The organism is Nocardioides ochotonae (assembly GCF_011420305.2).
Classification (GTDB): domain Bacteria; phylum Actinomycetota; class Actinomycetes; order Propionibacteriales; family Nocardioidaceae; genus Nocardioides; species Nocardioides ochotonae.
This window is the reverse complement of the sequence record NZ_CP061769.1, coordinates 2,830,306-2,844,515: the sequence shown is the minus strand read 5'-3', so window position 1 is coordinate 2,844,515 and position 14,210 is coordinate 2,830,306. Positions and strand designations below refer to the sequence as shown.

General features: G+C 73.1%; 10 protein-coding genes. 9 read left to right on the top strand and 1 reads right to left on the bottom strand.

Features of this window, described 5'->3' with window-relative positions:
• Positions 1 to 52: 52 nt before the first annotated feature.
• The 9 genes from lepA to HBO46_RS13760 all read left to right on the top strand — a co-directional run bounded on the left by lepA (position 53) and on the right by HBO46_RS13760 (position 13,314).
• Positions 53 to 1,963: a translation elongation factor 4 gene (lepA, locus tag HBO46_RS13800; RefSeq protein WP_191480261.1), complete on the top strand. Its 1,911-nt coding sequence runs from the start codon at positions 53 to 55 to the stop codon at positions 1,961 to 1,963.
• 29 nt (positions 1,964 to 1,992) lie between these two features.
• Positions 1,993 to 2,904 carry an aminoglycoside phosphotransferase family protein gene (locus tag HBO46_RS13795; RefSeq protein WP_166140614.1) on the top strand — a complete coding sequence of 304 codons (912 nt, stop codon included), beginning with the start codon at positions 1,993 to 1,995 and terminating at the stop codon, positions 2,902 to 2,904.
• 22 nt (positions 2,905 to 2,926) lie between these two features.
• The gene (locus HBO46_RS13790; protein WP_224769063.1) at positions 2,927 to 3,580 is read left to right on the top strand and encodes an MOSC domain-containing protein; all 654 of its coding nucleotides are present in this window, start codon (positions 2,927 to 2,929) and stop codon (positions 3,578 to 3,580) included.
• 171 nt (positions 3,581 to 3,751) lie between these two features.
• Entirely contained in the window at positions 3,752 to 5,575 is a 1,824-nt protein-coding gene (locus HBO46_RS13785; RefSeq protein WP_166140615.1) for an AMP-dependent synthetase/ligase, read from the top strand.
• A gap of 197 nt (positions 5,576 to 5,772) precedes the next feature.
• The gene (locus HBO46_RS13780; RefSeq protein ID WP_224769061.1) at positions 5,773 to 6,459 is read left to right on the top strand and encodes a hypothetical protein; all 687 of its coding nucleotides are present in this window, start codon (positions 5,773 to 5,775) and stop codon (positions 6,457 to 6,459) included.
• Positions 6,459 to 8,024 (top strand): DNA polymerase Y family protein, encoded by a 1,566-nt coding sequence (locus tag HBO46_RS13775; RefSeq protein WP_166140617.1) that lies wholly within the window; start codon positions 6,459 to 6,461, stop codon positions 8,022 to 8,024. The genes HBO46_RS13780 and HBO46_RS13775 overlap by 1 nt, the downstream gene beginning before the upstream one ends.
• Positions 8,025 to 8,052: 28 nt before the next feature.
• A complete protein-coding gene (locus HBO46_RS13770) occupies positions 8,053 to 11,499 on the top strand; it encodes an error-prone DNA polymerase (protein ID WP_166140618.1) in 3,447 nt (1,148 codons plus the stop codon).
• Between the two features lie 49 nt (positions 11,500 to 11,548).
• Positions 11,549 to 12,787, top strand: coding sequence for a radical SAM family heme chaperone HemW (gene hemW / locus HBO46_RS13765; RefSeq protein WP_166140619.1), 1,239 nt, complete (start codon positions 11,549 to 11,551; stop codon positions 12,785 to 12,787).
• Between the two features lie 122 nt (positions 12,788 to 12,909).
• Positions 12,910 to 13,314 carry a TM2 domain-containing protein gene (locus HBO46_RS13760; RefSeq protein WP_166140620.1) on the top strand — a complete coding sequence of 135 codons (405 nt, stop codon included), beginning with the start codon at positions 12,910 to 12,912 and terminating at the stop codon, positions 13,312 to 13,314.
• 16 nt (positions 13,315 to 13,330) lie between these two features.
• Here the strand turns inward: HBO46_RS13760 and HBO46_RS13755 are convergent, their stop codons facing one another.
• Positions 13,331 to 14,176 (bottom strand): DUF3097 domain-containing protein, encoded by an 846-nt coding sequence (locus HBO46_RS13755; protein WP_166140621.1) that lies wholly within the window; start codon positions 14,174 to 14,176, stop codon positions 13,331 to 13,333.
• Positions 14,177 to 14,210 lie beyond the last annotated feature (34 nt).

Here is a 14,210-nt window from a genome sequence, read left to right as displayed (position 1 = left end):
TCGGATACTGCCCCAGTCCTCGAGTGGGGTCCACCACCTTCGGCATGGGATGATGGTCGGGTCCGTCCCGACCCACGTATGTCGAGAAGAGCTCGTGCCCCAGACCCCCGCGCCGAAGCCCGGCCACACCGATCCCGCGATCATCCGCAACTTCTGCATCATCGCGCACATCGACCACGGCAAGTCCACGCTGGCCGACCGGATGCTGCAGCTCACCGGCGTCGTCGACGAGCGGGCCGCCCGCGCCCAGTACCTCGACCGCATGGACATCGAGCGCGAGCGCGGCATCACGATCAAGAGCCAGGCCGTGCGGATGCCCTGGACCGTGCCGGACGGCAACGAGCAGGGCGCCGAGCCGGGCACCTACGTGCTGAACATGATCGACACCCCCGGGCACGTCGACTTCACCTACGAGGTGTCGCGCTCCCTGGAGGCCTGCGAGGCGGCGGTCCTGCTGGTCGACGCCGCCCAGGGCATCGAGGCCCAGACGCTCGCCAACCTGTACCTCGCGATGAACGCGGACCTGCACATCATCCCGGTGCTCAACAAGATCGACCTGCCCAGCGCCAACCCCGACAAGTACGCCGCGGAGCTGGCCGGCCTCGTCGGCTGCGAGCCCGAGGACGTGCTGCGGGTCAGCGCCAAGAGCGGCATCGGCGTCGAGGAGCTGCTCAACGAGATCGTCAAGCAGACCCCCGCGCCCGTCGGCGACCCCGACGCGCCGGCGCGCGCGCTGATCTTCGACTCCGTCTACGACACCTACCGCGGCGTGATCACCTACGTCCGCGTCTTCGACGGCAAGCTCAACCACCGCGACAAGATCAAGATGATGTCGACCGGCGCGACCCACGAGATGCTCGAGGTCGGCGTGATCAGCCCCGAGCAGGTCAAGGGCAGCGAGATCGGCGTCGGCGAGGTCGGCTACCTGATCACCGGCGTGAAGGACGTGCGCCAGTCGCGGGTCGGCGACACCGTCACCACGATGCACGGGCCCGCGACCGAGTCGCTCGGCGGCTACCAGCACCCCAACCCGATGGTCTACTCCGGGCTCTACCCGATCGACGGGGACCAGTACCCCGACATGCGCGAGGCGCTGGAGAAGCTCCAGCTCAACGACGCGGCGCTCACCTTCGAGCCCGAGACCTCCGGCGCGCTCGGCTTCGGCTTCCGCTGCGGCTTCCTCGGCCTGCTGCACATGGAGATCACCCGCGACCGCCTCGAGCGGGAGTTCGGCCTCGACCTGATCTCCACCGCGCCGAACGTGGTCTACGAGGTGCTCATGGAGGACGGCAGCGAGGTCACCGTCACCAACCCCAGCGAGTACCCCGAGGGCAAGATCTCCGAGGTCCGCGAGCCGGTCGTCAAGGCGACCGTGCTGAGCCCCTCGGACTACATCGGCACGATCATGGAGCTGTGCCAGCAGAAGCGGGGCACCCTGCAGGGCATGGACTACCTGTCCGAGGACCGCGTCGAGATGCGCTACATCCTGCCGATGGGCGAGATCGTCTTCGACTTCTTCGACCAGCTGAAGTCGCGCACCAAGGGCTACGCCTCCCTCGACTACGAGCGCACCGGCGAGCAGGCGGCCGACCTGGTCAAGGTCGACATCCTGCTCCAGGGCGAGCCGGTCGACGCGTTCTCCGCGATCGTGCACCGCGACGCGGCGTACGCCTACGGCGTGATGATGGCCGGCAAGCTCAAGGACCTGATCCCGCGCCAGCAGTTCGAGGTCCCGATCCAGGCCGCGATCGGCGCCCGCGTGATCGCCCGCGAGAACATCCGCGCGATCCGCAAGGACGTGCTCGCCAAGTGCTACGGCGGCGACATCACCCGCAAGCGCAAGCTGCTGGAGAAGCAGAAGGAGGGCAAGAAGCGGATGAAGATGGTCGGCCGCGTCGAGGTCCCCCAGGAGGCCTTCGCCGCCGCGCTCTCCAACACGCCCGCGGCCGACAAGAAGAAGTGACGCCGAGGTCGGCCTGAGGTGAGGCCGCGGTGAGGCTCCCCGCCGGGCTGCTGGCGTACGCCGCCCGCGGTCCCGCGTGGGCGCAGTGGCTCGACCGCCTCCCCGCCCTGCTGCGCGAGCTGCAGGGGGAGTGGCAGCTCGCCGTCGACGGCGAGGCCGCCTTCGGCCACACCGCGGTGGTGCTCCCGGTCCGCACCGCCAGTCGGCGCCCGGCTGCGCTCAAGGTGGGCTTCCCGCACGAGGAGTCCGAGCAGGAGCACCTCGCGCTCCAGCACTGGCACGGCCGCGGCGCCGTGGAGCTGCTGCGCGCCGACCCGCACCGCGCCGCGCTGCTGCTGGAGCGGCTCTCCACCGAGGACCTGGGCGAGCAGTGGGACCTCGAGGCCTGCGAGGTCGTCGCCGGGCTCTACGGCCGCCTCCACGTCCCGGCGCCCCCGCGGCTGCGCAGCCTCGCGGCGTACGTCGAGCGCTGGTCGGCGCCCCTGCGCGACCTGCCTCGCGGCGGGCCGGTCCCGCACCGGCTCGTCGAGCAGGCGGTCGCGCTGGCCCGCGACCTGGTCGCCGACCCGGCGACGGTGGGCACCTTGGTGCACGGCGACCTGCACTACGCGAACGTGCTCGCTGGCGAGCGGGAGCCATGGCTGGCCATCGATCCCAAGCCGGTGTCCGGGGACCCGCACTACGAGCCGGGGCCGATGCTGTGGAACCGCTGGGAGGACGTGGTGGCGAGCGCCGGCGTCCGCGACGCGGTGCGCCGCCGCTTCCACACCCTCGTCGATGCGGCCGGGCTCGATGAGGACCGGGCCCGGGACTGGGTCGTGGTGCGGGCGGTGCTGAGCGCGCACTGGATGGTCGAGGAGGCCGCGGGGCGGGACCTGGACCGCGACCAACGGGACTGGGTGACGCGCTGCATCACGGTCGCCAAGGCCGTGCAGGACTAGGCCCAGCGGGCAGGATGGTGCCGTGGAGAACGCACGCGTGATGTCGGTGAACCTGGGGAAGCCCGAGGGCGGGGAGTGGACCGGCCGGGTCGGGCGGACCGCGATCCGCAAGCGCGGCACCGACCAGCCGGTCCGGGTGCTGCGCAGCGGCCTGGCCGGGGACAGCGTGTGCGACACCAAGTACCACGGCAGCCCGGACAACGCCGTCTACGCCTTCGCCCGCGAGGACCTCGACCGCTGGGGCCGCGAGCTCGGCAGCGCGCTGCCCGACGGGCAGTTCGGCGAGAACCTCACCACCCACGGCATCGACGTCAACGCCGCGCTGATCGGGGAGCGCTGGCGGGTGGGGACCGCGCTGCTGGAGGTCGCCAAGGTCCGCACGCCCTGCAAGGTGTTCGCGGGCTTCATGGCGCAGACCGGCCACGACGCGACCGGCTGGATCAAGCGGTTCGCCCGCGACGGGCGCCCGGGGCCCTACCTGCGGGTGCTCGAGGAGGGGGTGGTCCAGTCCGGTGACCCGGTCGTGGTCGAGCACCGCCCCGACCACGACGTGAGCGTCTCGATGGTGTTCCGGGCCCTCACCACCGAGCGCGAGCTGACCGCGCAGGTGCTGGGCGCGCAGGCGCTCTCGCCGTCCGTGCGGGAGATCCTCGCGGCCCGCGCGCCCCGCTCCTGAGGTCGGAGCCGGCGGCGCCGGCAGCGCGGACGTGTCCGGATCCATCGATCCGGTTTCTGTGATTCGGGTTACCCGCGAGTCAGAAGGTGACGTAGGTTACAGGCACCCATCGCCTCGCGGGAGGGTCGACGGCCGCTGTCGTTGCCTTCCCTGTCCACTGCCAGGAGTGACATGCCCGCGAATCACGATCCGACCTTCGTCGACCACCTCGCCCCGAACATCGCCGTCCAGTTCCTCGACCGGGTCGCCAAGTCGCCCGACGCGGAGGCGTTCCGCTACCCGCTTCCCGACGACACCTGGGAGTCGGTGACCTGGCGCCGTACCGGCGAGCAGGTCCGTGAGCTCGCCGCCGGCCTGCTGGCGCTCGGGCTGGAGCCCGAGCAGCGCGTGGGCATCGCCTCCGGCACCCGCTACGAGTGGATCCTGGCGGACCTCGCGGTGATGTGCGCCGGGGGTGCGACCACGACCGTCTACCCCAGCACCAACGCCGACGACGTCGCCTACATCCTCAGCGACTCCGAGAGCCGGATCGTCTTCGCCGAGGACGCCGAGCAGCTCGGCAAGCTCCAGGCGCACCGTGCCGACATCCCCACGGTCGAGAAGGTCGTCCTCTTCGACGGGGAGGGCGACAGCGACTGGGTGCTCTCCCTCGCCGACCTGGCCGGCCTCGGACGCGCCCACCTCGCCGAGCACCCGACCGCCGTCGAGGACGTCGCCAAGTCGATCGCCCCCGACCAGCTCGCGATGCTGATGTACACCTCCGGCACGACCGGGCGCTCCAAGGGCGTGCGTCTGCTGCACCGCTCCTGGGTCTACCAGGGCGCGGCCATCGAGGCCCAGGACATCCTGCACGAGAGCGACCTGCAGTTCCTGTGGCTGCCGATGGCGCACGCGTTCGGCAAGGTCCTGCTCGCCGCCCAGCTGGCCTGCGGCTACGCCACCGCCATCGACGGTCGCATCGACCGCATCGTCGACAACCTCGCGGTCGTGAAGCCGACGTTCATGGGCGCCGCCCCGCGCATCTTCGAGAAGGCCCACGGCAAGATCGTCACCATGCAGGCCGCCGAGGGCGGGCTGAAGGAGAAGATCTTCCTCAAGGCGTTCGCCGTCGGCAACCAGGTCGACCGGCTCAAGCGCGAGGGCAAGTCGGTGCCGTTCGTCCTCGGCCTGCAGCACAAGGTCTTCGACAAGCTGGTCTTCAGCAAGGTCCGCGAGCGCTTCGGCGGACGGGTCCGCTTCTTCATCTCCGGCTCCGCGGCCCTCAACCCCGAGATCGCGGAGTGGTTCCACGCCGCCGGCATTCTCATCCTCGAGGGCTACGGCATGACCGAGAACGCCGCCGGCGCGGCCGTCAACCACCCCCAGGACTACAAGATCGGCACCGTCGGCCCGGCCCTGCCGGGCTCGGAGATCCGCATCGGCGAGAACGACGAGGTCCAGCTGCGCGGCCCGCACGTGATGGCGGGCTACCACAACCTCCCCGAGGAGAGCGCCCAGGCGTTCACCGAGGACGGCTGGCTGCGCACCGGCGACAAGGGCAGCCTCGACGAGGACGGCTTCTTGACCATCACCGGGCGGATCAAGGATCTCTTCAAGACCTCGGGTGGCAAGTACATCGCGCCGTCCGCGATCGAGTCGAAGTTCAAGGCGCTGTGCCCCTACGTCAGCCAGTTCATGGTCTTCGGCGACGAGCGGCACTTCGTGGTCGCGCTGATCACCCTGGACCCCGACGCGATGGCGGCCTGGGCGCACGAGAACGACATGCCCGGCGCCTCCTACACCGACATCGTCCGCTCCGAGGCGGTCCACACGATGATCGGCGGGTACGTCGAGGAGCTCAACACCCGCCTCAACCGCTGGGAGACCATCAAGAAGTGGGAGATCCTCGACCACGACCTCAGCATCGAGTCCGGTGAGCTCACCCCGTCGCTGAAGGTCAAGCGCAACGTGGTCGCGCAGAACAACGCCGATCGGATCGCCTCCTTCTACGGCTGATCCCCGGTCGATCGGCACGCTCCCTCCGATCTGCTCGCCCGACACCACGGCCCGCCCGGTCCTCCGGGCGGGCGGTGGTGCCTGTCGGGGGCGTGTGGCACGCTGGAGGTGACCGGCCGCCCCGTGGTGACGAAGAGCAGACGACCCGCTCCTCTCTCGGGGTTGACCATCTCGAACATATGTTCGATGATGGGGAGGTGGTCATCTCCGTCTCCTCCCCGGCCGCCGCGGCCGACGAGATCCGCCGCCTGCGCGAGCGCATGCAGCGGATGAGCGACGGCGTGCCCCGCCGGGCACTCGACTCCCACCCGGCCCTCGCCGGGGTGCTCCAGCTGCGCGCGGGCGGGACCTACGAGGTCGACAGCACCCTCCTGGCGCTCGCGCTGATGGCCGGTCCCTCGGCCGCGGGCGGCTGGAGCGCGGTCCTGGGGATGCCCGACCTCGGGGTCGAGGCGGCCGCCGAGCTCGGGGTGGTGCTGGAGCGCACGATCCTGGTCCCCGACCCCGGCACGCTGTGGCTGGAGGTCACCGCCGCGCTGGTCGACGTCGTGCAGGTCGTGGTGGTCCGTCCGCCCGCCCGGGTCTCCGAGCACGCCGCCTCGACCCTGTCCGCGCGGCTGCGCACGCGCGGGTCGGTGCTGGTGTCGTGCGGGCCGTGGCCGCGCAGCGAGGCCCGGCTCTCGGTGGAGCAGCCGCGCTGGTCAGGCGTCGGCGCCGGCACCGGCCACCTGCGCTCGCGTCGCCTGGTGGTCACGGTGCAGCGCGGCGCCGCGCCTGCGAAGCGCACCCCGCTGTGGTTCCCGGCGCCGGACGGCGTCGTACGACGCGGCGAGCCGGGGCTCGCGCCCGCCGCCGAGGTGGCCGCCGTGCGGGAGGCCGGCTGATGGCCGCGACGACGACCCGCCCGCGCACCCGGGTGCTGGTGCTGTGGTGCCCCGACTGGCCGGTGGTGGCCGCGCTGGCGGAGGAGGGGCTGCCCGCCCACCTGCCGGCCGCGGTCTTCGTCGCCAACACCGTGCACGCCTGCAACGGCGCCGCGCGGAGCTTCGGCGTACGCCGCGGGATGCGCCGGCGCGACGCGCAGTCGCGCTGTCCCGAGCTGCTGGTGCTGGGCGCGAACCCCGACCGCGACGCCCGCTCCTTCGAGGACGTGCTGGCCGCCCTGGAGGAGCTCCAGCCCGGGGTGGCGCCGTTGCGCCCGGGACTGGTCGCGCTGCGCTCGCCGGGGCGCTACTACGGCGGCGAGGCCGAGGCGGCCGCGGTCTTCGCCGAGCGACTGGTGGCGCTGGGGGTGTGGGACTGTCGCGCCGGGGTGGCCGACGAGCTCTTCACCGCCGAGCAGGCCGCGCGCCACGCCCGCCCCCAGGAGAGCACCGTGGTGCCGGTCGGGGAGTCCGCGGCGTTCCTCGGCGACCTGCCGGTGGAGGTGCTCGAGGACCCCGAGGCGGTCGGGCTGCTGCGCCGCCTCGGCCTGCGCACGCTCGGCGCCCTGGCGGGTCTGCCGCCGGCCGACGTGCGCGCCCGGTTCGGCGCGCGCACCGCCTGGGTGCAGCAGGTGGTGCTCGGTGCCGACCACACCCTGCTCGCCCCGCGCACCCCGCCTCCCGACCTGGTCCGCGAGATCGGCTTCGAGCCGCCGCTGGACTCCGCCGAGACGGTCTGCTTCAGCGCCCGCCGCACGGCCGAGGAGTTCGTCGCCTCCCTCGCCGCGCGCAACCTGGCCTGCACCGAGGTGCGGGTGGAGGTCGAGTGCGAGGGCACGGTCGTCTCCTCGCGCACCTGGCTGCACCCGCGCTGGTTCAGTGCCTCCGACCTCGTCGACCGGCTGCACTGGCAGCTCCAGGGCGGGTTCCGTGGCGGCGCGGTGCACGCGCCGGTGGAGCTGGTCCGGCTGGTGCCGGAGACCGCGGTGCCCGACTCGGTGCACGCCGACGGGCTGTGGGGCGGCACCGACGAGCGGGTCGAGCGCGGCATCGCGCGGGTCCAGGGCATGCTCGGCCACGAGGCGGTGGTGGCGCCGGTGCTCCAGGGCGGGCGCGCGCCGGGCGAGCGGCAGCGCCTGGTGCCGTGGGGGGAGCGGGCGACCGACCTGCGTCCCCGCGAGCTGCCCTGGCCGGGCAGCATCCCGCCGCCGGCCCCGGCCCGGGTGCTCAGCACCCCCTGGGAGGCCCGGGTGCTCGCCGCCGACGGCACGGTCGTGGTCGTCGACGAGCGGGGTGCGATCAGCGGTGCGCCGGCGCAGTTCCGTCCCGGGCCCGCCGACGGCTGGCAGCAGGTCGCCGCCTGGACCGGTCCGTGGCCGGTGGAGGAGCTGTGGTGGGAGACGCCTCCGGGCGTCGCGCCGCGCCGGATCGCCCGCTTCCAGCTGGTGGGCGTCGACGGCCGGGCGTGGCTGCTCACCTACGACAGCGCCGGGGACACCTGGTGCACCGAGGCGGCGTACGACTGATGGCGCCGACTCTGATGGGCGGGAACTGATGGGCTGGAACAACCCGCAGATGCCGTGGGGCGAGCTCGAGCGCCGGCTCTCCGGGCGGGCCCGCGCCGGGCAGGATGACGCCCCGGTGTCGCGTCGCCGGCAGCGGGCGAGCACCGGCGAGGTGCCGCGCCCCGACGTCGTCGCCACGCCGTACGCCGAGCTGCACTGCCACAGCAGCTACAGCTTCCTCGACGGGGCGAGCACCCCCGACCAGCTGGTGCGCGAGGCGCTGCGGCTCGGCCTGCACGGGCTGGCGATCACCGACCACGACGGGTTCTACGGCGCGCCGCTGTTCGCCGAGGCCGCCCAGCTGCACGCGCGCGGGGACGGCCATGACCTGCGCACGGTCCACGGCGCCGAGCTCTCCCTCGGACTGACCCGGCCCCAGCTGGGCGTGGCCGACCCGGAGGGCACCCACCTGCTGGTGCTCGCCCGCGGTGTGGAGGGCTACCACCGGCTGGCCGCGGCGATCACCGAGGCCCAGCTGCGCGGCGACGAGAAGGGCCGCCCCGACTACGACCTCGAGGAGCTCGCCGAGCGCGGCCGCGGCCACTGGCTGGTGCTGACCGGGTGCCGCAAGGGCGCCGTGCGCCAGGCGCTGGCGGGTCCGACACCCGACCCGCGGACGGCGGCGGCACAGCTGGACCGCCTCGTCGACCTCTTCGGTCGCGAGCACGTCGTGGTCGAGCTGACCGACCACGGGCTGCCGCTCGACAGCGCCCACGACGACCTGCTGGCCGCCATCGCGCGCGAGCGGGGGCTGCCGTGCGTGGCGACCAACAACGTCCACCACGCCCGCCCCGAGGGGCATCGGCTGGCCGGCGCGATGGCCGCGATCCGGGCCCGGCGCAGCCTCGGCGAGCTGGCCGGCTGGCTGCCGCCGGCCGGGACGGCCTGCCTGCGCACGGGTGAGGAGATGGCGCGCCGCTACGCCCGCCACCCCGGCGTGGTCCGGCGCTCGGTGGAGCTGGCCGACGAGCTCGCCTTCGACCTGCAGAAGGCCAGCCCGCGGCTGCCGAAGCAGCACATCCCGCCCGGGCACACCCCGATCAGCTGGTTGCGCGAGCTCACCGAGCGCGGGTTCGCGCAGCGCTACGCCGGGACGCCGCTGGAGCACGATGCCCGACTCAAGGTCGATCACGAGCTGGAGGTGATCGAGCGCAAGGACTTCGCGGGCTACTTCGTGATCGTCCACGACATCGTCGCGTTCGCGCGCTCCCAGGGGATCCTGTGCCAGGGCCGGGGCTCGGCGGCCGCCTCCGCGGTCTGCTTCGCGCTCGGGATCACCGCGATCGACCCGGTCTACTACCGGCTGCCCTTCGAGCGCTTCATCTCCGAGCACCGCGACGAGGAGCCCGACATCGACGTCGACTTCGACTCCGACCGGCGCGAGGAGGTGATCCAGTGGGTCTATGAGACCTACGGCCGGCGCAACGCCGCCCAGGTCGCCAACGTCATCGGCTACCGCCCCAAGATGGCGGTCCGCGACGCCGCCAAGGCGCTCGGGCACTCGCCGGGCCAGCAGGACGCCTGGTCCAAGCAGATCACCAGCTGGAGCCGGATCGAGGTCCCGCCCCGGGACGGCGACCGGGGGAGCGGGGAGGACGGCGAGCACGAGATCCCCGCCGCGGTGGTGGCGCTGGCCGAGCAGCTGCTCGGGGCGCCGCGCCACCTCGGCATCCACTCCGGCGGCATGGTGCTCACCGAGCGGCCGATCGGCGAGGTCTGCCCGATCGAGCGGGCCCGGATGGACAAGCGCACCGTGCTGCAGTGGGACAAGGACTCCTGCGAATACATGGGCCTGGTCAAGTTCGACCTGCTCGGGCTCGGCATGCTCGGCGCGCTGGACCACATGATGCGCATCGTCGGCGACCACCTGGGCGAGCGCTGGGAGCTCGCGACGATCCCCAAGGAGGAGCCGGCGGTCTACGACATGTTGTGCCGCGGCGACTCCGTCGGGGTCTTCCAGGTGGAGAGCCGCGCGCAGATCGGCACCCTGCCCCGGTTGCGGCCGCGGGAGTTCTACGACCTGGCGATCGAGATCGCGCTGATCCGCCCGGGCCCGATCCAGGGTGGCGCGGTGCACCCCTACATCCGCCGGGCCACCGGCCGTGAGCCGGTCGACTACCCGCACGCCTCGCTGGTGCCGGTGCTGGAGCGCACCAAGGGGGTGCCACTGTTCCAGGAGCAGCTGATGGACATGGCCCGCACGCTCGGCGACTGCACCCCCGACGAGGCCGACCTGCTGCGCCGGGCGATGGGCTCCAAGCGCGGCATCGAGAGGATCGAGTCGATCAAGGAGAAGCTCTTCGCCGGGATGGCGGCCAAGGGCATCACCGGCGAGGACGCGGAGGCGATCTACGTCAAGATCCTCTCCTTCGCCAACTTCGGCTTCGCCGAGAGCCACGCGCTCTCCTTCGCCAAGCTCGTCTACGCCAGCTCGTGGTTCAAGCTGCACTACCCCGCGGCCTTCCTCGCCGCGCTGATGCGCGCCCAGCCGATGGGCTTCTACTCCCCGCAGTCGCTCACCGGGGACGCCCGGCGCCACGGGGTGGAGGTGCTGCGCCCCGACCTGGTGCGCTCCGCGGCGCGCGCCGACCTCGAGCTGCGGCCCGGTGCCGCACCGGGCGCGGTCGGGCCGGACTCCTGCCTGCACGACCAGCGCCGCACCGAGTGGGTCCCGGGGACGCCCGACCCGACTCCCGGGCACCGCCGCGACACGGCGTACGCCGTCCGGCTGGGGCTGGACTCGGTGCGCGGGATCGGCGCCGACGTCGCGGAGCGGATCGTCGCGGCGCGCGCCGAGCGGCCCTTCACCGACCAGGCCGACCTCTCGCGCCGGGCCCGGCTCGACACCCGCCAGCTCGAGGCGCTGGCCACCGCGGGCGTCTTCGACGACAGCGGGCTGAGCCGGCGCCAGGCGCTGTGGAACGCCGGGTGGACCGAGTCGCCCGACCAGCTCGAGGGGCTGCGGGTGGCGGCGCCGGCGCCGATGCTGCCCGAGATGGACGCGGTGGAGACCACGATGGCCGACCTGTGGGCCACCGGCATCACCCCCGGCGGGCACCCGTTCACCCACCTGCGCGAGCACCTGCGCCGTGCCGGCCTGCTCTCGGTGGCCGACCTGCGCAGCGCCGAGCCGGGCCGCCGGGTCACCGTCGCCGGGCTGGTCGTGCACCGCCAGCGGCCGGGGACCGCGGGCGGCACGACGTTCCTCAACCTCGAGGACGAGACCGGCATGCTCAACGTGATCTGCAGCGCGGGGCTGTGGCGGCGCCACCGCCGCACCGCGATGTCGGCCGCGGGCATGGTGATCCGCGGCATGCTCGAGCGCTCCGACGGGGTCACCAACCTGGTCGCCGACCGCCTCAGCCCCCTGGAGGAGCTCTACCCCCAGGCCGGCGCCGCCCTCCGCGCCCGCCACCGCTCCCGCGACTTCCAGTGAGCCCCGTCCTCAACGTGCCGGTCGGAGGCTGCGGTGGGACAATCGGGGCATGCCTTCTGCGCTCCCCGACGGGGAACCCGTCCCGCTGGACGGATCCCTTCCCGCCTCCGCGCTCGCCGGGGTGGGGGAGCGACCGTTCGGGTTCTACGTGCACGTGCCGTTCTGCACGGTGCGCTGCGGCTACTGCGACTTCAACACCTACACCGCCGCCGAGCTGGGGCCGGTCGGGACCGCGCCGGGCGCCTCGCGGGCGACCTACGCCCAGGCTGCCGTCGCGGAGGTACGCCGGGCGCGCGGGGTGCTCGGGGACCGCACGGTGCCGGTCGAGACGGTCTTCCTCGGCGGCGGCACGCCGACCCTGCTGAGCCCCGCCGACCTGGGCAGCATCCTGAAGGCCATCGACGCCGACTTCGGCCTGGTGCCCGGCGCCGAGGTCACCACCGAGGCCAACCCCGACTCGGTCACCCTGCGCGACCTCGACGAGCTGCGGGCCGCCGGCTTCACCCGGATCTCCTTCGGCATGCAGTCGGCCGTGCCCGAGGTGCTCGCGGTGCTGGACCGCACCCACGACCCGCGCCGGGTGCCGGCGGCGGTGGAGTGGGCCCGCGCCGCAGGCTTCGAGCAGGTGAGCCTGGACCTGATCTACGGCACGCCGGGGGAGACGCTCGCCGACTGGGAGACCTCCCTCGAGGCCGCCCTGGCCTGCGCGCCCGACCATGTCTCGGCGTACTCCCTCATCGTCGAGGACGGCACCGCGCTGGCCCGCCGCGTGCGTCGCGGCGAGCTGGCGATGCCCGACGAGGACGACCTCGCCGACAAGTACGTCCTCGCCGACGACCGGCTCGCCGCCGCCGGCCTCGGCTGGTACGAGGTGTCCAACTGGGCCCGCGGCGTGCCCGGGGACGACTCCGCGCGCTGCCGGCACAACGAGCTCTACTGGACCGGCGCGGACTGGTGGGGCGTCGGGCCGGGGGCGCACTCCCACGTCGGTGGGGTGCGCTGGTGGAACGTCAAGCACCCCGCGGCGTACGCCGACCGGCTGGCCGCCGACCGCAGCCCGGCGCACGCGCGCGAGATCCTCGCGCCGCAGGACCGGCACGTCGAACGGGTGCTGCTGGAGCTGCGGCTGCGCGAGGGCCTCGACCCGGCGGTGCTCGACCCGGGCGGCCGGGCGGCGGTCCCCGACCTGCAGGCCCGCGGCCTGCTCGAGACCGGCACCGGGCGGCTGGTGCTGACCCGCCATGGTCGGCTCCTGGCCGACGCCGTGGTCCGCGACCTGCTGCCCTGACCCAGCTCCGCCGGCCGGTGCGAACGACCCGGCTCCGGACCGCACCCTGAGGCTTCCCTGGTTCTCCGCGCGGCCTCGCGGACTGGGCCACGGAACGGCTGCGCGGGCCCTAGGCTGGCCACATGACCCAGGGACCCGAGTACCCCCGCCCCGACGACGGCGACCCGTCGTCGCCGTACGGCCAGCAGCCGCCTTCGTACGGCCAGCAGCCGCCTTCGTACGGACAGCAGCCCTACGGCCAGCAGCCGTACTCGCCCTACGGCGCTTCGCCTGGCGCGCCGTACGGCGTCCACCCGACGACCGGCATCCCTTACTCGGACAAGTCCAAGCTCGTCGCCGGCCTGCTGCAGCTGCTGCTCCCGCTGGGCATCGGCCGGCTCTACGCCGGCTACACCGGCATTGGCATCGCCCAGCTGGTGGTCACCATCGTGACCTGTGGCATCGGCGGCCTGTGGCCCTTCATCGACGGCATCATCATCCTGGCCACCGACAGCAAGGACGCGAACGGCTACATGCTGCGCAGCTGAGCGCCGGTCGGGGAGCTCACTCGGCGGTCACGAAGTCGATGAGCTCCTCGACCCGGCCGAGCAGGGCGGGCTCGAGGTCGTTGTAGGACGAGACCTTGCTGAGGATGTGCTGCCAGGCCCGCGCGATGTCGGTCTGGTTGCGGTGCGGCCAGCCGAGGTGCTGGCACACGCCCTTCTTCCACTCGATCGAGCGCGGGATCGTGGGCCACTCGGCCAGTCCCAGCCGGTCGGGCTTGACCGCCTGCCACACGTCGATGAACGGGTGGCCGACGATCAGGACGTGCTTGCCCACCGCCGAGCGGGCGATGCCCTGGGCGATGCGGGACTCCTTCGAGCCCGGGACCAGGTGGTCGACCAGCACGCCGACGCGCCGCTGCGGACCGGGCTTGAAGTCGACCAGGTGGTCGGCGAGATCGTCGACGCCGCCGAGGAACTCCACGACCACGCCCTCGATGCGCAGGTCGTCGCCCCAGACCTTCTCGACCAGCTCGGCGTCGTGGCGGCCCTCGACGAAGATGCGGCTGGCGCGCGCGACGCGGGCCTTCGCGTCATGGACGGCCACCGAGCCGGACGCGGTGCGCGTGGGCTTCGCGGGCGCGACCCGGCGCACCGGAGCGGTGAGGATGACCGGCTTGCCCTCGAGCAGGAAGCCGGCGCCGAGGGGAAAGGTGCGTCGCTTGTGGCGGCGGTCCTCGAGGGTGACGGTGTGCAGGTCGCGGTCGACCGCGACGATCTCGCCCACCCAGTCGGTGGTGACCTCCTCCACGACCAGGCCGGGGTCGGCGGAGGTCTCGACCGCGCGCCCGCGCTTGGGCGCGCGCCAGTCGCCGGAGAGGACGTCGGAGCCGTAACGATCGGTCACCCGCACCACGCTAGGTCGGCCCACCGACACTCGG

What these genes read in the sequence shown, in the direction of transcription:
- lepA (WP_191480261.1), top strand. Translation starts at nt 53, where the DNA reads ATGGTCGGGTCCGTCCCGACCCACGTATGTCGAGAAGAGCTCGTGCCC.
- HBO46_RS13785 (WP_166140615.1), top strand. Translation starts at nt 3,752, where the DNA reads ATGCCCGCGAATCACGATCCGACCTTCGTCGACCACCTCGCCCCGAAC.
- HBO46_RS13775 (WP_166140617.1), top strand. Translation starts at nt 6,459, where the DNA reads ATGGCCGCGACGACGACCCGCCCGCGCACCCGGGTGCTGGTGCTGTGG.
- HBO46_RS13770 (WP_166140618.1), top strand. Translation starts at nt 8,053, where the DNA reads ATGGGCTGGAACAACCCGCAGATGCCGTGGGGCGAGCTCGAGCGCCGG.
- hemW (WP_166140619.1), top strand. Translation starts at nt 11,549, where the DNA reads ATGCCTTCTGCGCTCCCCGACGGGGAACCCGTCCCGCTGGACGGATCC.
- HBO46_RS13760 (WP_166140620.1), top strand. Translation starts at nt 12,910, where the DNA reads ATGACCCAGGGACCCGAGTACCCCCGCCCCGACGACGGCGACCCGTCG.